This window comes from Nonomuraea recticatena (assembly GCF_039533245.1).
Classification (GTDB): Bacteria; Actinomycetota; Actinomycetes; order Streptosporangiales; family Streptosporangiaceae; genus Nonomuraea; species Nonomuraea roseola.
The window spans coordinates 53,171-72,005 of the sequence record NZ_BAAATE010000023.1; the positions used below are offsets into that span (position 1 = coordinate 53,171).

The 18,835-nt window shown below is 71.3% G+C and carries 19 protein-coding genes; 12 read left to right on the forward strand and 7 right to left on the reverse strand.

Features of this window, described 5'->3' with window-relative positions; translation table 11 throughout:
• Positions 1-45 precede the first annotated feature (45 nt).
• The 4 genes from ABFX50_RS34065 (at position 46) to ABFX50_RS34080 (ending at position 3,625) form a co-directional block, all read left to right on the forward strand.
• Positions 46-1,530 (forward strand): serine/threonine-protein kinase, encoded by a 1,485-nt coding sequence (locus ABFX50_RS34065; protein ID WP_346152275.1) that lies wholly within the window; start codon positions 46-48, stop codon positions 1,528-1,530.
• Positions 1,531-1,603: 73 nt separating this feature from the next.
• Positions 1,604-2,551, forward strand: coding sequence for a hypothetical protein (locus ABFX50_RS34070; protein ID WP_183647573.1), 948 nt, complete (start codon positions 1,604-1,606; stop codon positions 2,549-2,551).
• 41 nt (positions 2,552-2,592) lie between these two features.
• The gene (locus ABFX50_RS34075) at positions 2,593-3,417 is read left to right on the forward strand and encodes a GNAT family N-acetyltransferase (RefSeq protein ID WP_346152277.1); all 825 of its coding nucleotides are present in this window, start codon (positions 2,593-2,595) and stop codon (positions 3,415-3,417) included.
• A 4-nt stretch (positions 3,418-3,421) separates the two neighbouring features.
• Entirely contained in the window at positions 3,422-3,625 is a 204-nt protein-coding gene (locus ABFX50_RS34080) for an FmdB family zinc ribbon protein (RefSeq protein ID WP_346152279.1), read from the forward strand.
• A 23-nt stretch (positions 3,626-3,648) separates the two neighbouring features.
• Here the strand turns inward: ABFX50_RS34080 and ABFX50_RS34085 are convergent, their stop codons facing one another.
• From ABFX50_RS34085 to ABFX50_RS34100, 4 genes are all read right to left on the reverse strand, one after another.
• Positions 3,649-4,743 carry a serine hydrolase gene (locus tag ABFX50_RS34085; protein WP_346152281.1) on the reverse strand — a complete coding sequence of 365 codons (1,095 nt, stop codon included), beginning with the start codon at positions 4,741-4,743 and terminating at the stop codon, positions 3,649-3,651.
• 199 nt (positions 4,744-4,942) lie between these two features.
• Complete coding sequence (locus tag ABFX50_RS34090) at positions 4,943-5,428, reverse strand: helix-turn-helix transcriptional regulator (RefSeq protein ID WP_183647581.1); 486 nt, start codon at positions 5,426-5,428, stop codon at positions 4,943-4,945.
• 228 nt (positions 5,429-5,656) lie between these two features.
• The gene (gene ilvD / locus ABFX50_RS34095; protein WP_346152284.1) at positions 5,657-7,495 is read right to left on the reverse strand and encodes a dihydroxy-acid dehydratase; all 1,839 of its coding nucleotides are present in this window, start codon (positions 7,493-7,495) and stop codon (positions 5,657-5,659) included.
• Between the two features lie 89 nt (positions 7,496-7,584).
• Positions 7,585-8,412: a nuclease-related domain-containing protein gene (locus ABFX50_RS34100; RefSeq protein WP_183647594.1), complete on the reverse strand. Its 828-nt coding sequence runs from the start codon at positions 8,410-8,412 to the stop codon at positions 7,585-7,587.
• A 143-nt stretch (positions 8,413-8,555) separates the two neighbouring features.
• Between ABFX50_RS34100 and ABFX50_RS34105 the strand changes: the two genes are divergently transcribed.
• Genes ABFX50_RS34105 through ABFX50_RS34115 form a run of 3 tightly spaced genes read left to right on the forward strand, consistent with a single transcriptional unit; the run spans position 8,556 to position 10,654 of the window.
• The gene (locus ABFX50_RS34105; protein ID WP_346152286.1) at positions 8,556-9,956 is read left to right on the forward strand and encodes an amidase; all 1,401 of its coding nucleotides are present in this window, start codon (positions 8,556-8,558) and stop codon (positions 9,954-9,956) included.
• 42 nt (positions 9,957-9,998) lie between these two features.
• Complete coding sequence (locus ABFX50_RS34110) at positions 9,999-10,289, forward strand: hypothetical protein (RefSeq protein WP_346152288.1); 291 nt, start codon at positions 9,999-10,001, stop codon at positions 10,287-10,289.
• Positions 10,290-10,294: 5 nt separating this feature from the next.
• Positions 10,295-10,654: a DUF5130 family protein gene (locus ABFX50_RS34115; RefSeq protein WP_183647601.1), complete on the forward strand. Its 360-nt coding sequence runs from the start codon at positions 10,295-10,297 to the stop codon at positions 10,652-10,654.
• On the opposite strand, the gene ABFX50_RS34120 is transcribed toward ABFX50_RS34115, so the two are convergent.
• The gene (locus tag ABFX50_RS34120) at positions 10,651-11,160 is read right to left on the reverse strand and encodes an HNH endonuclease (protein WP_183647602.1); all 510 of its coding nucleotides are present in this window, start codon (positions 11,158-11,160) and stop codon (positions 10,651-10,653) included. The two genes, ABFX50_RS34115 and ABFX50_RS34120, sit on opposite strands and share 4 nt — an antisense overlap.
• A gap of 254 nt (positions 11,161-11,414) precedes the next feature.
• Between ABFX50_RS34120 and ABFX50_RS34125 the strand changes: the two genes are divergently transcribed.
• The 3 genes from ABFX50_RS34125 (at position 11,415) to ABFX50_RS34135 (ending at position 14,705) form a co-directional block, all read left to right on the forward strand.
• The gene (locus ABFX50_RS34125; RefSeq protein ID WP_346152291.1) at positions 11,415-13,451 is read left to right on the forward strand and encodes a prolyl oligopeptidase family serine peptidase; all 2,037 of its coding nucleotides are present in this window, start codon (positions 11,415-11,417) and stop codon (positions 13,449-13,451) included.
• Positions 13,452-13,584: 133 nt separating this feature from the next.
• Positions 13,585-14,376, forward strand: a complete 792-nt coding sequence (locus ABFX50_RS34130) for a helix-turn-helix domain-containing protein (RefSeq protein WP_346152293.1) — start codon at positions 13,585-13,587, stop codon at positions 14,374-14,376.
• Positions 14,373-14,705, forward strand: coding sequence for a VOC family protein (locus ABFX50_RS34135; protein ID WP_346152295.1), 333 nt, complete (start codon positions 14,373-14,375; stop codon positions 14,703-14,705). Before ABFX50_RS34130 ends, ABFX50_RS34135 begins: the two co-directional genes overlap by 4 nt.
• Before the next feature lie 10 nt (positions 14,706-14,715).
• Here the strand turns inward: ABFX50_RS34135 and purU are convergent, their stop codons facing one another.
• Both purU and ABFX50_RS34145 read right to left on the reverse strand, forming a co-directional pair.
• On the reverse strand, positions 14,716-15,564 hold the full coding sequence (purU, locus tag ABFX50_RS34140) for a formyltetrahydrofolate deformylase (protein WP_346152297.1): 849 nt from the start codon (positions 15,562-15,564) through the stop codon (positions 14,716-14,718).
• Positions 15,565-15,853: 289 nt separating this feature from the next.
• Complete coding sequence (locus ABFX50_RS34145) at positions 15,854-16,051, reverse strand: type 2 periplasmic-binding domain-containing protein (RefSeq protein WP_346152299.1); 198 nt, start codon at positions 16,049-16,051, stop codon at positions 15,854-15,856.
• Positions 16,052-16,207: 156 nt separating this feature from the next.
• Between ABFX50_RS34145 and ABFX50_RS34150 the strand changes: the two genes are divergently transcribed.
• Both ABFX50_RS34150 and ABFX50_RS34155 read left to right on the forward strand, forming a co-directional pair.
• A complete protein-coding gene (locus ABFX50_RS34150) occupies positions 16,208-17,131 on the forward strand; it encodes an inorganic phosphate transporter (RefSeq protein ID WP_346152301.1) in 924 nt (307 codons plus the stop codon).
• Positions 17,132-18,082: 951 nt separating this feature from the next.
• Positions 18,083-18,727 (forward strand): DUF47 domain-containing protein, encoded by a 645-nt coding sequence (locus tag ABFX50_RS34155; RefSeq protein WP_346152303.1) that lies wholly within the window; start codon positions 18,083-18,085, stop codon positions 18,725-18,727.
• Positions 18,728-18,835: the final 108 nt, after the last annotated feature.

Sequence of the window (18,835 nt, forward strand, 5' to 3'; positions counted from 1 at the left end):
TCCGTTTACCCGGCCCGCCGAGAGCTGCGGTGTTAGCCTCGACAGGTGCTCGGCTCGGGGACCACGCTCAATAATCGCTACCGCCTCACCACCAGACTGGGTGGTGGCGGCATGGGCGAGGTCTGGCGCGCCGACGACGCCGTGCTCGGTCGCGCCGTCGCGGTGAAGGTCCTGCTTCCCGCGCTCATGGAGGATCCGCGCTTCGCCCAGCGCTTCCAGAACGAGGCCAGGGCGATGGCCACCCTCGCCCACCCGGGCGTGGTCGACGTCTACGACTGCGGCACCTGCGAGCTGGGCGACGGGCGCAGGGTCAGCTTCCTGGTGATGGAGTTCATCGACGGCGAGTCGCTCGACCGGCTGCTGCGCCGCTCGGCGCTGACGCCCGAGGAGACGATGCGCCTGGTCGCCGAGGTCGCCGACGCGCTGGCCGCCGCCCACGAGCAGGGCATCGTGCACCGCGACGTCAAGCCGGCCAACCTCATGATCAGGCCCGACGGCAGCGTCACGCTCACCGACTTCGGCATCGCCCACTCCGCCTCGGGCGGGCAGCTCACCGCCACGGGCACCGTGCTGTGCTCGGCCGGATACTGCGCGCCCGAGCAGGCCTCGGCCGGCACGATCACGCCCGCCGTCGACGTCTACGCGCTCGGCGTGGTGGCCTACCAGTGCCTGACAGGCGAGCTGCCCTTCGACGGCGAGACGCCCGTCCAGATCATCTTCAAGCACCTCAGGGCCCCGGTGCCGCCGCTGCCCGACGACGTGCCCGCGGGCCCTCGCGTGCTGGTCGGCAGGGCGCTGGAGAAGGACCCCGAGCGGCGCTGGCCCTCGGCCGCCGACATGGCCGCCGCCGCCAGGCACGCCGCGGCCCATCCCGACGCGAGCATCTGGTCGTCGGCCGCGCCGTCCGCCGCCGAACCCGGCCACTCCCCCCTCACCCAGCGGCCCGCCGCCGATGCTCCAGGGGCCGAGCTGCCCCTGGAGCCGGGAGCCGGTCGGGAACAGGGCTCCGCCCCCGTGACCGCGGGGCCGGCCACGAGGCCCGCGGCCCCCGAGCGGGGCGGGCGCAGGAGAGCGCTCGTCATGGCCGCGGCGACCGCGGCCGCTGTCGTCGCGACGGTGGCCGCCGTGGGGTGGACATGGTTCAGGGAGCCAGAGCCCCTCCAGAGCGTACGGCGCGACCAGTCCGTGCCCCTGCCCGTCGGGGGACGCACGATCGAGGTGCGGCTGCCCGTCAAGCAGGGCCAGACCAGACCGCCGACCTCGACGATCAAGGACGGCAAGGTCGTGCCCAGCGCCCCCGTCCCTTCCGTGGGCCGCCCGACCACCACTCCCAAGCCGAGCGCGCCGGTCACGCCGCCCGCCTCGCCGCCGCAGGAGCCGACCAAGGAGCCCACGCCCGAGCCCTCCGTCGAGCCGAGCACCCAGCCCAGCCCGCAGGAGCCGACGGCCGAGCCGACGACCGACCCGCCGACCCCCGACCCGCAGACCGGCCCAGGAGACGTCCAGTGCGTCAAGGCTCCCTGTCCGTGACGCGGCCGCTCCCCGCGGCGGTGGGAGCGGGGACGAATCCGCGACCACGGGCAGGTCATGAGAGAGTGCTCGCGTGGAAACGACTCGTGATCTGCTCATCGCGCTGGCTCGCCGCTACGCGTTCGCCGATCTCGGTGCGCTGGCCCCTACCAAGGAGATCGCCGAGGTCTGCGAGTTCGGACAGCGGCTGCTGTCGCTGGACGCCGAGGACTTCGCGGTGGGGGCGCCTGCCGTACCCAGCGATCTCAGGCGCAGGGCGCGCGACTGCCACATGCCGCAGACGCCGCGCGAGCAACCCCGCGGCGCCCTCGAGTCCCTGCGGCCCGCCTACGCCCTCCTGCTGGAGGTCATCGCGATCAGGTGGTTCCGCCGCGAGCTGAGCCCGATGATCGCCGCGGTGCACATCGCGAGCGAATACCTCCCGCTGCTGGCCTTCGAGCCGCACCTGGGGCACGCGGGCGACCCCGCCCGCTGGCCGGCGGGGCTGAGCGCGCCGGGCAGCAGGTTCGGCGTGATCGGCGACAGGGAGTGCGACCACACCAAGTCCGAGCAGTCGGCCACCAACCGCACCCTCCGCGTCGCCTCCGAGCCCCCCGAGGGATGGCGCGCCTATTTCGACAGGCAGCACAGCCAGGTCGCGGGCGCCATGGCGGTGTGCGTGGCGACCTGCCGCAACCCCTGCACGGCGATGGACTGGATCGCTGCCGGGGAGCGCGAAGACCTGCACGTGCGGGCGCGCACCGCGCTGGCCTTCGCCGAGACGCCTCTGGTGAAGCTGCGTCACGCCGCCCCCGTGGGCCACGGCTTCGGCGTGCCCTCCCCGGAGGAGGTGCTCGACGCGTGGCAGCGCAGCAGGCTGGCGCTGGACAAGAACGACGTCGGCGCCAAGGCCATGGTCGACGACGGCTTCCCGATCCCGGGGCTGGCCTCGCTGGTCTCGGCCGTCGCGGGCGTGCGGGTCGAGCCTTCCACGCTGCTGCACGACGTGAGCGCGCACGTCGCGCGCCTGCTGGCCGAATAGGAGGGGCGCCTCGAACGGGCGGTCTGGCATCATCTCCGACCATGTGGACCTTCTCCTCGGACGTCGCGGAGTACGCCAAGCAAGCCGAGGCCTTCCTGCGCCGTGAGCCCGTCGCCAACACCGTCGCCCTGACGCTTCTGGCGGGACTGCGCTCCGGCATGCCGGTGGCCGAGGGCTCCTTCTTCGGCTGGTGGAGCGAGAAGGGCGAGGTCTGCGGCGCGGTCTTCCGCACCCCTCCCCGCCCGCTCTACCTCGCGGGGATGCCGCCGTCCTCGCTCGTCCCGCTGGCCGGGGCGCTGCGCGAGCGCGGCCTCGACGTGCCGGAGATCTCGGGACCGGTCGAGCTCGGTGACGCCTTCGTCGCCGCGTGGGGCTCGACCTCCTCCAGGCGCAGGCCGGAACGCCTCTACCGGCTCGGCACGCTGGTCATGCCCGAGGTGCCTGGCGCGGGACGCCGCGCGAACATGGGCGACTTCCCGCTGGTCATGAATTGGTTCCAGGCCTTCACCGACGAGGTGAGCCTGATCGACGGCGCCGACCTGGCCGAGCTGACCCGGCGGCGCATCGCCCACGGCGACGTCCATCTGTGGGTGGACGGCGACGCGCCGGTCTCCCTTGCGGGCGTCTCCCCCGAGGCGGCGGGGATGTGCAGGGTCGGCCCCGTCTACACGCCGCCGTCGTGCCGGCGCCGCGGCTACGGCGCGGCCGTCACCGCCTACGCCAGCCGGATGGCGCTGGCCGAGCGCTGTCAGGAGGTGGTGCTGTTCACCGACCTGAACAACCCCACCAGCAACGCCGTCTACCAGTCGATCGGCTACGAACCGGTGTCCGACTACGCCCACATCGCGCTCGACCCCGTACCCTAGGGCCATGCCGCGCTACGACTTCCGCTGCCGCGCCTGCGGATCCACCTTCGAGGTCACCCGTCCGATGGCGGCCTCCGGCGACCCCGCCGCCTGCCCCGAGGGTCACGACGACACGGTCAGGCTCCTGTCGACCGTGGCCGTGACCGGCAACGCCGGAGCTCCTGCGGGTGGTGGCGGCGGGTGCTGTGGCGGCGGCTGCTGCGCCTGAACACGCCTGCGCCGTTCAGCGCGCTAGCGATCCGCTCGGCTGCCGGGCGGCGCCGGCTGGTTCGTGTCGACGGGCCAGGCCTGACATCCGGCCGCCGGGCAGAGGTCACGCTCCGCCAGGCGGACGCCGACGGTCGGAGGGCCGGGCGAGCGTTCTGACTGCGGCCGTGGTGAGGTCAGGGGCGTTCTGACGCCGGTGAAGGCGCGCACGGCCGTCCTGGCCACGCGCTCGACCAGCGAGACGCCCGCGCTCATGTCCTGGCTGCGCTCCGACAGCACCGCGATGAGCAGTTCGTGTCCCGGCAGCGCGAGGCGTCCCACGGTGTTGATCGTCCACAGCCCGCCGTGCGCCCGGGCGGGCAGCCAGCCGTTCTTCAGCGCGACGCGCCCGCCCGAGGCCGCCGCGCTGACACCCCACGCCTGCGTCCTGTCGACCGACGACATCAGCGAGAGCGCGTAGCGCCGGTTGCGAGCCGAGACGGGGCCCGCGGGATCGGTCAGCTTCTCGAGGACCTTCACCTGATCGGACGGGCTGCTCCTGGTCAGGCCCCAGGACGAGCCAGGCCCCGGCCTGGTGTGCGCGATGCCCAGCCGCCGAAGGGTGTCGCTGAGACCCTGGTTCCCTCCGATGGCGGTGTAGAGCCTGTGCGCGCTTTCGTTGTCGCTCTGCCTGATCATCTGTCCGGCGAGCCGGCGTTCGCCGTCCGTCAGGGGGCGCTCCTCGCGCTGGGCGAGCAGCAACAGGGCCAGCAGGATGTCCACCTTCGCCACGCTGGCCAGCATGAACGGCGTGCTCTCGCGAAAGGCGTAGCGCACCGAGGTGGTCCTGTCGTAGACGGCCACGGAGAAGCGTCCAGGATGCCGGTCGAGGTGGGCGGCAAGCGAGCGGTTCAGGTTCCGCTGTACCGAGGGGGGCAGCCGTCCCTCCTCTTCGGTGGCCGCGTGGGCGCCGGTCTCGATCATGCGGGCGAGATGGAACCTCACCTGATCGCGGCCCGCCCCCTCAGGAACCTCCATCGGCGCGACGGCGTGGCTGGGAGGTGGCGCGCCGGCCGCCTGACCGCAGGCGCAGATGACGATCGCCAGCACGGCGACGAGCGAGATCCCCCGAAGACGCATGAAGCGGAGCCTGCCAGCCGCGCGGCAACACCAACGCCTGACGGAGGTCAAGCGTCCCTCAGTATTGGACGCGAGGCCCAAGGCCCGGGCGCAGAGCACCCGGGACCGGGATCCTCGATGTCGGAGCACCGCGGGATCTCCAGGATCGCCGCGCCGCCCACCTGGCGGTCACGCGGCGATCCTCTGCGCGGCTACGGGATCAGGCGGCCCTCCTGCGCTGGAAGGGCAGGAAGCGGTCGGCCAGGTGGGGACGGGCGGGAGTCAGCGTCGGCTCCACCGCGATGACGCGGTCGAACCTGAACGCCCTGATGCCTCGCCGCATCCTGCAGACGCCGACGAGGTACCAGAACTCCCTGTGGACCAGGCAGGTCACCGGGTCGACGTCGCGGATCGTGACGTTGCCCGAGGCGTCGCGATAGTGGATGCGGACCACGAGCCTGCTGGTGATGGCGTCGGCGATGACCCTGGCCCTGGAGGCCACCTCCACAGGCAGCGGGTCGGTGAGGGTCGCGAGCGTGGTGGTGATGACGTCGTCGTCGAGCTCCAGATGCTCGAAGGCGTGGCGCAGGCCGCGCCGGGCGGTGACGGCCTGCGGCCCCGCGCCCAGGTGCGCGAGGGAGAGTGCGAGGGCGGCGATCTCGGCGGTCGTCAGGGGTCGCGTGGAGGACTTCACGACTGTCGTCATACCCATAGAGTACGGGTCGGCACCGACATTTTTCGAAACTCTGTGCCCCTATCGGCGTGATTCCAGCGCCCCGGCCAGCGCGACCATCGCAGGTATCGCCGCGGTGAACGACTCGCGCTGCGAAGGGCCGAGGTCCGCCAGGGCGCGTGGGCCGAGATCTTCGCCGCGCCGGTACGGCGACGGCCCGCGTCCCCGGCGAACCGGGAGGCGCGGGCCGTACCGACGAACTCAGCGGGCGAGCTGGGACAGGTCCCTGGAGGCGCCCGTGGAGGCCGAGGTGGTCATCGCGGCGTAGGCCTGCAGGGCGACGCTCACCTGACGCTGGCGATCACGGGGGCGGTAGCCGCCGAGGTCGGCCAGCAGCCTCTCGCGCCGCACCGCCAGCTCCTCCTCGGGCACCCGCAGCTCGAGCAGGCGGTTGGGGATGTCGATCTCGATGAGGTCGCCGTCCTCCACCAGCGCGATGGCCCCGCCCTCGGCCGCCTCGGGCGAGGCGTGGCCGATGGACAGACCCGAGGTGCCGCCGGAGAAGCGGCCGTCGGTGACCAGCGCGCAGGCCTTGCCCAGGCCCTTGCCCTTGAGGAAGGAGGTCGGGTAGAGCATCTCCTGCATGCCGGGACCGCCCTTGGGGCCCTCGTAGCGGATGACGACGACGTCGCCCTCCTTGACCTTGCCGGCCAGGATGCCGTCGACGGCCTCCTCCTGCGACTCGAAGACCACCGCGGGCCCGGAGAACTTCCAGATCGACTCGTCGACGCCCGCGGTCTTCACCACCGCGCCGTCGCGGGAGATGTTGCCGTAGAGGACGGCGAGCCCGCCGTCCTTGCTGTAGGCGTGCTCACGGTCGCGGATGCAGCCCTCGGCGCGGTCGACGTCGAGGTCGTCCCAGCGGTTGTCCTGGGAGTAGGGCTTGATCGTGCGGACGTTGCCCGGCGCGGCATGCCAGAGCTCCACGGCCTCGGGCAGCACGGTCGGCGAGGAGGGGTCCCATGCGGCGATGACCTCGCCGAGGGTGCCGCCGTTGACCGTGGGGACGTCGCGGTGCAGCAGCCCCGCCCTGTCGAGCTGACCCAGGATGCCGGGGATGCCGCCGGCGCGGTGGACGTCCTCGATGTGGTACTTGTTCGTCGCGGGAGCGACCTTGCACAGGCACGGCACCCGCAGCGAGACCTCGTTGATCTCCTTGAGCCCGAAGTCGACCCCGGCCTCGCGGGCGGCGGCCAGGATGTGCAGGATCGTGTTGGTGGATCCGCCCATCGCCACGTCGAGGGCCATCGCGTTCTCGAAGGAGTCCTTGGAGGCGATCGAGCGCGGCAGCACCGACTCGTCGTCGCCCTCGTAGTAGCGCTTGGCGATGTCGACCACGCGGCGGCCCGCGTCCTCGAACAGCTTCTTGCGCGCCTTGTGCGTGGCCAGGATCGTGCCGTTGCCCGGCAGCGCCAGGCCGATCGCCTCGGCCAGGCAGTTCATGGAGTTGGCGGTGAACATGCCCGAGCAGGACCCGCAGGTCGGGCAGGCGTTCTCCTCCATCTCGAGGAGTTCCTCGTCGGTGACGGAGGCGTCGGCCGCGGCGACCATCGGGTCGACGAGGTCGAGCTTGCGGCCGGGCGTCTTGCCTGCCTCCATGGGGCCGCCCGAGACGAAGACGGTCGGGATGTTCAGCCTGAAGGCGGCCAGGAGCATGCCGGGGGTGATCTTGTCGCAGTTGGAGACGCAGATCAGGGCGTCGGCGCAGTGCGCGTTCACCATGTACTCGACCGCGTCGGCGATCAGCTCGCGGCTGGGCAGGGAGTAGAGCATGCCGCCGTGGCCCATCGCGATGCCGTCGTCGACGGCGATCGTGTTGAACTCGCGCGGGATCGCCCCCGCCTCCCTGATGGCGCCTGCGACCAGGTCGCCGACCTCGCGCAGGTGCACGTGGCCCGGCACGAACTGGGTGAAGCTGTTGGCCACGGCGATGATGGGCTTGCCGAAGTCGCTCCCGGCTACACCGGTCGCCCGGAGCAGGGCCCGGGCGCCGACCATGTTCCTGCCGTGCGTGACCGTACGAGACCTGAGGGCGGGCATTGGTGCGTCTCCCATCGCTAGCGAGTCTTCACATGGTACGACCCCTCGCTCGCTGACTGAGACGCGCGTCCATGGATCGGACGCTCAGGTCACCCCTCGCCGTAGCGCGGGGGCAGCACCTGGCTGGCGATCTCGTAGATCCTGTCGATCTCGGCCTCGGTGAGCGCCCGCTCACGCTTGGTGATCCACTTCCTGGCCCTGGCGCCCTCGTAGACGTCCACCTCGCGGATCGTCATGATCTTCCAGGGGACCGGCGGGCCGTAGATCGCCAGCGACGCCACGACCGTGATCTCGCGGCCGTAGGCCTTGCTGATCAGCTCGCTCGCCTGGGTCGCCTCCCAGCGCGCCTCCGTCAGTCGCGGCTTCATGTCGAAGGGTCCGTGGAAGAGCTTCTTGCCCATCTGCACCCGCACAGGCAGGCGCTTGTCCCACTTCTCCGAGTCGACCGCGTAGACGCCCGTGGGGCCGATCACCAGGTGGTCGATCTGCGCCTCGCTACCGGGGATCGCCCTGGCGTGGAGCGTGCGGTAGCCGCTGCGTTCGAGCCTCTTCAGCTGCGCCTCGGTCTTGCGCTCGGCCACGGACGAGCGCCGCCACGCGGGCACGCTCGAGTTGGACTTGGCGCGGTAGACCGTGTCGGCGATCGCGGCCACGACCGCGGCGCTGATGCCCACGCGCGGGTCGCCGACGAGGAAACCCACGACGACGCCGGCCGCGACGGCGATGAGCGCGCGCGTGCGCAGATGGCGATAGCGGGGCTGTTGGAGCAGGCTGCGCAGGGAAGCGCGTTCGACGGGAGCGTACGTTGACGTGGGTGCCGAGTGTTTGGCGCCGGTGCCCTCTTCCTTGGCGGGCCTGTCACTCACCCAGATCGGTGACGTGTTGTTACCGTCTTCTCGCTGCTTAGCGGAGTCCACGCTACAAAAGGTAGCCGAGGCCCACGCCGGTTCCTACTGTTGACCCGTCCATAGTTTTATGGCCCAGGTCACCGCGTAGGTGACGCGGTTTCCGGGTATCTAGTTCTTTTCTTCTCTAGACAACTCGGCCTACTCTGCGGTTCGTGGCGCACATCCATGATCTCACCGCACTTGAGCAGGCGGAAGCCGTCAGGCGCCGGGAAATCTCACCCCTTGAGATCACCCGGCACTACCTCGACCGCATCGAACGGATCGATCCACAGGTCGGCGCGTTCGTCACCGTGACCGCCGAGCGGGCGCTCGCGCAGGCGCGCGACCTCACCGAGCCCAGCGGCCCCCTGTACGGCGTGCCGATCCCGGTCAAGGACCTCAACCTGGTCAAGGACGTGCCCATCAGCTTCGGCTCGGCCACCTACGCCGGCTTCGTCTCGCCCGTCGACGACACGGTCGTGGAGCGGCTGCGCGACGCGGGCACGGTCATGCTCGGCAAGACGGCCACGCCCGAGTTCGGCCTGCCGTGCTACACCGAGACCTCGGTGTCGCCGCCGAGCCGTACGCCGTGGGATCTCTCCCGCTCGGCGGGCGGGTCGAGCGGGGGCGCGGCGGCCGCGGTGGCGGCGGGGCTCGCGCCCGCCGCCCAGGGCAGCGACGGCGCGGGCTCCATCAGGATCCCCTCGTCCGTCTGCGGCCTGTTCGGCATCAAGCCGACCAGGGGTCGCATCAGCTTCGCCCCGATCATCCCCGACCTGGCCGGGCTGTCGACCAACGGCCCGATCGCCAGGACCGTCGCCGACGCCGCGGCGCTGCTCGACGTGATGAGCCACCACAACCCCGGCGACCTCTACCTCGCGCCCGCGCACGAGGGGACGTTCCTCGAGTGCGCCGCCAGGGAGCCAGGCCGTCTGCGCATCGCGCGCTACGCCGAGCCGGTCGTGCCGGGCGCCACGGTCCACCCCGACGTGCTGACCGCCTACGAGGAGGCGTCCAAGACGCTGGAGCTGCTGGGTCACGAGGTCGTCGACATCGACCCTCCCTTCGGCCCCGACCTGGTGCCGCCGTTCGTGACCCTGTGGTTCGCCTTCGCCTGCGTGCACCCCGTGGCCCTCGACAGGCAGGAGCTGCTGCGGCCGCTCACCGCCTGGCTGCGCGAGCGCGGCTTCGCCACCTCAGCCCCCGACTTCCTGCAGGCGCAGTCGTCGTTGCAGATGGCCACGCGGATGGCGCTGTCGGTGACGGACGCCTACGACGCCGTGCTGACCCCGACGCTCACGCAGCCGCCACGGCCCGTCGGCTGGTTCGAGGAGGGCGGCGACCCCGAGCAGACCTTCGAGCGGATGAAGCGGTTCGCCGCCTTCCCCGCTATCTACAACGTGAGCGGGCAGCCCGCCGTCAACCTGCCGCTGCACTGGAACGCCGAGGGCCTGCCGATCGGCGTCATGCTGGCGGGGCGCGTCGGCGAAGAGGGCACGCTCATCTCGCTGTCGGCACAGGTCGAGGCGGCCAGAGGCGGCTTCTGGGGCGACAGGAGGCCACCGGTCTGGTGATGGGGTCTGGCCGGGGCGTCCGCGCGGGATTACGGTCATGGTGTGGACAGCGCGCTGGAAATCCTCGGCTTCCTCATCGGCACCTCGACGGGGCTGTTCCTGCTGATCAGCCTCATGGTCCTGCTGCCAGGCGCGAGCAAGGACACGCAGGCGCCCTCCGACGTCGTGTGGCTGGGCGGTCCACGCCACAGCGAGCACGGCGTCAGCACCGCCGACCTGGTTCTGGCCAACAGGAGGGCGCACTGGGCGCCGGTCCCCGAGGCCGACTGGCCGCGCATGGCCGAGACCGCCGAGCCAGGCGGGCAGCTCGGCGGCGCCTCGGCGGGGTGGTGAGGGCGATGCGCGGGCTCACCGCCGCCCAGGCCGACGACCTCCGCACGGCGCTGACCTCGGCCGAGCGGCGCACCGGCCTTCGCTTCGCCGCCTTCCTCGGCCCGCCCGTGGGCGCCCGCAGGCACTTCGCCGAACGGCTGCACGCCGCCATGGGCGAGGAGTCGCCCGACGCCGTGGTCGTCTTCGTCGACGTGGAGGGCCGCGCGCTGGAGATCGTCACAGGGGAGAACGCCAGGCTTCGCCTGCCGGACGGCTCGTGCAGGCTGACGGCCATGTCGATGGCCACCGTCTTCAGCGCGGGCGACCTGGTCGGCGGCCTGCTCTACGGGATCAACGCTCTCGCGGAGCAGGCCGCGCGCCGTTAGGCCGCCGTCTCCGACAGGTAGGGCGCCCACTGGGGGTCACCGACGAGCTGGGCGCCGATCAGCCGCCAGTGCGCTCCCCTCGGCACCGCGGGGGCGACGCGGAGCGTCCACCCCAGCTCCTCCAGGAACTTGTCCGCCTTCCTGTGGTTGCAGGGCATGCAGGAGGCCACGCAGTTCTCCCACGTGTGCGTGCCGCCCCGCGAACGGGGCACGACGTGGTCGATCGTCTCGGCCCGCTGCCCGCAGTAGGCGCAACGGAAGTCGTCGCGACGCATCAGCGCGGCGCGCGTCAGGGGGATGCGAGACCGGTAGGGAATACGGACATATCTTCGAAGCCTGATCACCGAAGGCACATCGACCGTGCAGGTCGCGGAGCGGAGCACCGCTCCCCTGCCGTCGCGGTGGACGACGTCGGCCTTCTCCCTGAGCACGAGCACGACGGCCCTGTGCAGCGAGAGCGTGGTCAGCGGCTCGTAGGTGGCGTTGAGCAGGAGTACTTGGCGCATCAGGGGGCCACCCCCCGACGCACGGGTATCAGAGGGGCCATGGCCCCTGTTGGCGGTCCCTCCTGGGACCCGGTTGCTTCCGTCACGTGGACCTCCGCCGGACGGTCCAACGGATGGTCACCACGGCACCGTCCTTTACCAAGTCTGGCGTCTCTCGCATGCCCCCGCCACCCAATAGAGATGACCAGAGGGACACACGATGTCATTTATGCCCGCCCCTCCTGGGCTTTACGCGTCCCCGGTAAGGTTCAGACATGTACCCAGCCGCACGCCGAGACGAGATCGTCGAGAACCTGCACGGCACCCCCGTGCCCGACCCCTACCGCTGGCTCGAGGACCCCGAAGAGCCTGAGGTGAAGGGCTGGTTGCTGGCTCAGGAAGAGCTCTTCAGGGCCCAGGCCGAGCCCGTCAGGTTCAAGGAGCGCATCGCGGAGCTGCTCCGGTCGGGCTCGGTCGGCGTTCCCGTCTGGCGGGGCGAGCGGCACTTCTTCTCCCGCCGCACCCCCGACCAGGAGCACGCGGTCTACTACGTGGTCGAGGCCGACGGCACCGAGCGGGCGCTCATCGACCCGATGGCGATCGACCCCTCGGGGCTGACCACGCTCGACGCCGTGCAGCCCGACAAGGAGGGGCGCCTGCTGGCGTACCAGATCTCGGTCGGCGGCGACGAGGAGTCCTCGCTGTACATCATCGACGTGAGCACCGGCACGAGGGTCGAGGGCCCGATCGACAGGTGCCGCTACTCCCCCGTGGCGTGGCTGCCCGGCGGCGAGGCGTACTACTACGTGCGCCGCCTGCCGAGCACCGAGGTGCCCGAGGGCGAGTCGCAGTTCCACCGCCGTGTCTACCTGCACCGCGTCGGCACCTCCACCGAGGACGACGTCATGATCTTCGGCGACGGCCTGAAGATGACCAACTACTACGGCGTCTCGGTCTCCCGCGACGGCCGCTGGCTGCAGATCTCCGCCTCCGAGGGCACCGCGCCGCGCAACGACCTGTGGGTGGCCGACCTGTCCTCCTCCCCGGCCGAGCGGCCCGAGCTGACCGTGGTCCAGGAGGGCGTCGACGCGCAGACCGGGCTGGTCTTCGGCCGCGACGGGCGCATCTACGTCCACACCGACCGCGACGCGCCGCGAGCGAGGGTCTGCGTGGCCGACCCGGCCGACCCCTCCGTCTGGACCGACCTGATCCCCGAGGACCCCGAGGCGGTGCTGACCGACTTCGCCATCCTCGACGACGTCGAGCGGCCCGTCATGGTCGTCGGCTGGACCCGCCACGCGCTGAGCGAGATCAGCCTCCACTCCCTCGAGAGCGGCGAGCGGGTCGGCGAGGTGCCCACGCCTGGGCTCGGCACGATCGGCGGCATCTCCGAGCGGCCCGAGGGCGGCTACGAGGCGTGGTTCGGCTACACCGACAACACCACGCCGCCGACCATCCAGCGCTACGACGCCCGCACGGGCGAGACCTCGCTGTGGGCGGCCTCCCCCGGCGCGGTCGACGTGCCCGCCGTCCGCACCGAGCAGGTCACCTACCTGTCCAAGGACGGCACGCAGGTGCGCATGCTGGTGATCTCGCCGGTCTCCGGCGAGGGACCCAGGCCCACCATCCTGAACGGCTACGGCGGCTTCGGCATCTCCATGACGCCCGGGTACTCCGCCTCCATCCTCACCTGGGTCGAGGCGGGCGGCGTCTACGCGATCGCGGGGCTGCGCGGAGGCGGCGAGGAGGGCGAAGACTGGCACCGCGCCGGCATGCTCGGCAACAAGCAGAACGTCTTCGACGACTTCCACGCGGCGGCCGAGCACCTCATCGCCACCGGCGTCACCACCTCGGCCCAGCTGGCCATCTCGGGCGGCTCCAACGGCGGCCTGCTGGTCGGCGCGGCCCTCACCCAGCGCCCCGAGCTGTATGCGGCCGTCGCCTGCTCGGCGCCGCTGCTCGACATGATCCGTTACGAGCTGTTCGGCCTCGGCGCCACGTGGAACGTCGAGTACGGCTCGGCCGAGGACCCCGCCGAGTTCCCCTGGCTGTGGGCCTACTCTCCCTACCACCACGTACGCGAGGCCGTGTCCTATCCCGCGACGCTGTTCACGGTCTTCCAGTCCGACACGCGGGTGCATCCGCTGCACGCCTGGAAGATGTGCGCCGCGCTGCAGCACGCCACGTCGGGATCCGCGCCGATCCTGCTGCGCAACGAGGGCGAGGTCGGCCACGGCGCCCGTTCGGTGAGCCGCACCGTCGACCTGGCCGCCGACCAGCTCACCTTCCTGGCCAGGCACACCGGGCTGTGAGCACGCCCACGGGCCCCTTCCCTGCGGCGGCCTCGACGAGCCGCGTCCGCCGTCGGGCCGCCTCCTCGCCGGCGTACGGCGGGGCGGGTTGATGTTCGCCGGGATCCACGGCCGCTGACGTATCGTCTGCGGTATGGGCCTGACCATGGCCGAGGGCGTGCCCCGTGCCGCCCTTCGGCCCTATGTCACCCGGTTGTGCGCCTACAGGGAGCGCTACGACCGCCCCCTGACGCGCACCGAGGCCGCGGTGCCGGGGGCGGTGCTCATCCTCGCCTTCGGGGCGCCCATGGAGGTCGGCGGCGCCCGTCTCACCTCCTTCACCGGCGGGCTCGGCGACCGCTACACGGTCACCAGGATCTCCGGGCCCACCGAGGGCGTCGAGGTCGTGCTCACCCCCTTCGGCGCCCGCCGCCTGTTCGGCGTCCCGATGCGCGAGCTGACCAACCTGGTGCTGCCCGTCGACGACCTGCTGCCCGCATGGAGCCGTACGGCCGGCGAGAGACTCGCCGCGCTCGCCTCGCCCACCGAGCGCCTGGCTTTGGCCGAGTCGCTGCTGGCCGCCCGCATCCTGACCGCGCCCCCTCCCGACCCGCCCGTGCTGTGGGCATGGGAGCGCCTGGTCGCCTCGGGCGGCTCCGTCAGCGTGGCGTCGCTGGCCGGCTCCCTCGGCTGGAGCCACCGCCACCTCGTCGCTCGCTTCCACGACCAGGTCGGCCTCACCCCGAAGGCGTCGGCCAGGGTGATCCGCTTCGACCGCGCCATGGGCCTGCTGCGCGAGGGCCTTTCGCTCTCCGACGTGGCCGCCTCGTGCGGCTTCTACGACCAGCCGCACATGAACCGCGAGTTCCGCGCCATGGCGGGCGCCACGCCCGGTCAGATTCGTCCAAGACCGCAGCTCAGCAGGGGCGCAGACTTGGCCTCATGAAACGAACCGTCTTCGCGCTCGCCCGCTACCGGGACGTCCCCGCGGCCGCCGCCTTCCTGAGCACCGCCTTCGGCTTCCTCCCGCACGAGGTGTCGAACAACCACGCCGAGATGCTGGTCGGCGACGACATGATCATGCTGGGCGAGGGCAAGGCCGGCGGTCCCGGCATCTACGTCGCCGTGGACGACCCCGACGCCCACCACGACCGCGCGCTGGCCGCCGGCGCCAGGATCACGATGGAGCTGGTGGAGCAGCCGTACGGCTCCCGCGAGTACGCCTGCGAGGACCCCGAGGGCAACGCCTGGTTCTTCGGCACCTACCGCCCCTGAGCCCGCGCCGTCAGCGCGGGAAGACGATGGTCTTGTGGCCGTCGAGCAGGACCCGCTGTTCGGCGTGCCATCTCACTGCGCGGGCCAGGGCGACGCACTCGACGTCGCGTCCGATCGCCACCAGGTCGGCGGGCGAGTGGCTGTGGTCGACGCGGGCGACCTCCTGCTCGATGATCGGCCCCTCGTCAAGGTCGGAGGTGACGTAGTGGGCGGTCGCGCCGATCAGCTTCACACCGCGGTCGTGGGCCTGGTGGTACGGCTTGGCCCCCTTGAACGACGGCAGGAACGAGTGGTGGATGTTGATCGCCCTGCCCGACAGCTTCTCGCACAGGTCCTCCGACAGGACCTGCATGTAGCGGGCCAGCACCACGAGCTCGACCTGGTAGTGCTCGACCAGAGCGAGGATCTCCGCCTCCTGGCGCGGCCTGGTCTCGGGGGTCACCGGCAGGTGGTGGTAGTCGATGCCGTACGACTGGGTGAGCGGCCGCAGGTCGGGGTGGTTGGAGGCGACGGCGACGATCTCGATGTCGAGCAGTCCTGACCTGACCCGGTAGAGCAGGTCGTTCAGGCAGTGACCGAACTTGCTGACCAGGATCAGCACCTTCGGCTTGACCGACAGGTCGCGCAGCTTGAAGTCCAGGCCGAACTCGGGGACCAGCCCCGCGAACGCGCTGGAGAGCTCGTCCTGCGGAAGCGCGGCGGTGAACTGCACCCGCATGAAGAAGCGCTCCGCGGTTTGGTCGCCGAACTGCTGGCTTTCGGTGATGTTGCAACCGCGCGCCGCGAGCAGACCCGAGACGGCGGCGACGACGCCGGGACGGTCGGGGCAGGACAGTGTCAGGACGTACTCGGCGTTCATGCTTTCACTCTCGCGGAGGTGGGATCGTAGGGCGCCTTGCGGCTGATCTGGGCAGGGTACCTCTCCCCGGCCACCTGCATCTCCACCTTCTCCAGCCCCGCGCCGGAGACGAACGCCAGTCCGGGCCCTGCCCAGCGTGGGGCTGTGGGCTACCGAGGTCACGTGGCCGACCGGCGCGCCGTCGCGCAGGTGCTCGTCGAGGGTGATGGAGGATCGGCGTCGCCGTCCTGGCGGCGGTCGGCGCCCCAGCTGGTCAGCGAGCCGATCCTGCAGGACCGCCTGGTCGTGATCACCCAGCCGGGACGCCCCAGATCTCGGTGCTCCTGTCCAGGCCCCACGTCTCCATCGCCTGCTCCTGCAGCTCACGCGTGGACGAGCCCGGCTCGCGCAGCAGCAAGAGCTCCCCCGCCGGCTCGGACGGCTCGGCCGTACCCCTGGAGGAGAGGAAGTGGCGCTCGACCTGCCCCCTGCGCTCCACGACCATCATGAAGATCCACAGTGGGGTTGCCCTCGAAGCCGATGGACGCCGATCCGTTGCGTCGCAGCTCTGTCGGGGAACGATCAGCCACGTGAAAGCTCGTCATGCCGGTCATCAACGATCGCGGCGTGCCCTGGCGACCAGCGGTCGGATTGGCTGGGGCGCGTGCCTTTAGAGGTCGTGGTCGCCTGCCTGTTCGCCGTCGTGTCGGGGGTGAACGACGGTGGCACGCTGCTGGCGACGGGACTCAAGCTGCCGACCGTCAGGCCGATCGTCGGGGTGCTCACCCTGGTACTGCTGACCGCGCTCGTCCCTCTCGTCTCCCAGCAGGTCGCGCACACCTTCGTGACCAGGCTCGCCTCCTTCGAGGGCCCGGGGGCCACGCACGCCATGACCATCGCCGTGCTCTCCGCGATAGCCGTGGTCATGGCGCTCAGCCACCACGGACGCCCCACCAGCCTGACCCTCGCGATCGTCGGCGGACTGACGGGCGCGGGACTGGGCTGGGGGCTGGAGGTCTCGGCGGGCTCGGTGGCCCTCGTCCTGGCCGTCGCCCTGGCCGCGCCGTTCGCGGGCGCGCTGGCAGCATGGGCGACGACCCGGCTGCTCGTCGCCATGACCACCAGCAGGGGGCTGCGACGCTGGCACTGGGCGGGGTTCGTCCTGCAGTGCGTGGCCTATGCCGCCAATGACGGGCAGAAGATGCTGGCGGTCTTCCTCGTCGCCGTCGGCTCCTCGGGCCCCTCGGTCTCCTTCGGGGCGGCCGCGCTGTTCGGTCTCGGCACGTTGTACGGCATGCCGAGGGCGGGGCGCACTCTCGGCCGCGAGATCCTGGCCTCCCGGCCGCTGCACGGCGTGGCGGCCGAACTCGCCTCGGGGACGACCGTGATCGGGTGCGCGGCTGTCGGCATGCCGGTGAGCATGACCCAGTCGATCGCAGGCAGCCTGATCGGGACGGGCGTGGCCTACGGGGGCGGAAGGGTGCGCTGGTACGCGGCGGTCAAGATCGTGATCGCCTGGGTCCTGACTCTCCCGGCGGCTGGGCTCCTGGCAGCCGTGGCGGCGATCACGGTGAAAGGCATCTCATGAGACGACCCGCCTTCACCTGCGCCCGTGCCGGGGAGAGCAGGTGACACCCACCGCCCCTTACATCGCCCGAGGGCGGCCGAACGAGATACCCGAAGCGCTTCGGCACCGACCTTCTCCCTCGAAAGTCTGTTCTCCCTCGCTTGGGCCGCATCACGTTGTGCGGAACGTGGCGAGGTGACGCCTCGCATGCCGCCACGTCGTGTCCCGTCGTTTCGCATCCCGTCGCGTCGCCTGGTGGGTTGGAGCCTCAGGCGTCCCGTCCCGTCACGTCGTGGCGAGTGGTGTGGTGGAGCCCCGCGTGGAGTCCCGTCGTGGGGTGGTGTGGCCTCGGAATCTCGCCGCGCCTCGCGCCTCGCTGGGTCGCCCTCTGCCGTGTCGCATCCCGTCGCGGCGCGTGCGTTGCTTCCCATCACGTCGTGTCGCACCCCGTCACCTCGTGGAGTGGGTGGGTGGGTGGGATGGCGGGCCCTCACGTGGAATCTCGCCGCGCCCGCCTCGCGTCCCGCCGTTTCACACCCCGTCGCGGCGGGTCGTGTGGCGTCCCGTCACGCCGTGGGGTGGGGTGGGTCTCGCGTGGCATTTCGTCGCGTGGCGTCGCGTCCCATCCCTCGTGGGGTGGGCTGCGGTGGCACCCCGCCTCCCGACGTGTCGCACCCCGTCGTCCCACCACGTCGTCTCGTGTCCCGTCGTCTCGCACCCGTCGTCTCACACCCGTGGCGCGCCCGTCGTGGTGTCGGTCGTGGCCCGTCGTGTCGTGGCCCGTCCCATCGTGGCGATCCGGGTCCGTTGTGTCGTGGCGGTCCGGGTCCGTCGCGCCGTGGCGCGTCCCGTCGTGGCGGTTCGGGTCGGTTGTCTGTCGCGGGACAGGGGGTTGTCGATCATGTAGGACGTGCGCCTGTGCCGGCCCTGCCGGGTTGGCGTTGATAGGAGGTCGTGAAGGAGGTGGCGGTGGTGAGAGGGTTTCTGAGGCGGATGAGCCGGATTCGTGACCTGCTGGCGGGCCGCATGGACGGCGCCCTGACCGAGGCCCTCGTGGGTCAGTTGAAGGCGACCAAGGAGGGCGCCTGGCTGGCGATGGCGATGATCGGCGGCGAGGTGGGCAGGACGGGCGCGCACGAGCAGATGCGCTCCATCGAGCATCTCGGCGACACCGAGCGCGCCAGGCTGGTCGAGGAGCTCAAGGGCGCGCTGGTCACACCGATCGACAGGGAGGACCTGTTCCGGCTGTCCCGCTCGATCGACGACGTGCTCGACTCCTTGCGGGACTTCGTCAGGGAGTCGCATCTGTACAGGGTGCCGGAGCAGATCAGGTTCGCGCCGCTGCTGGATCAGGTGATCGTCGGCATCGAAGCGTTGGAGCGCGCGGTGCGCGACCTGGCGTCTCGTCCGTCCGGGGTGGTGCAGGACGCGTTGGAGGCGAAGAAGGCGGGGGGTGCGGTGCGGCGGATGTACCAGTACGAGATCTCCAGGATCTTCTCCGGAGAGCTGACCGCGGAGGCGATGAAGGAGCGGGAGCTCGTCCGCCGCCTCGAGATCGTCGGCATGGCCATCGGTCACGCCGCCGACGCCATCGCCGACGGCGCGATGAAACGCTGAGCCCGCGAACCCGCGAACCCGCGAACCCGCGAACCCGCGAACCCGCGAACCCGCGAACCCGCGAACCCGCGAACCCGCGAACCCGCGAACCCGCGAACCCGCGAACCC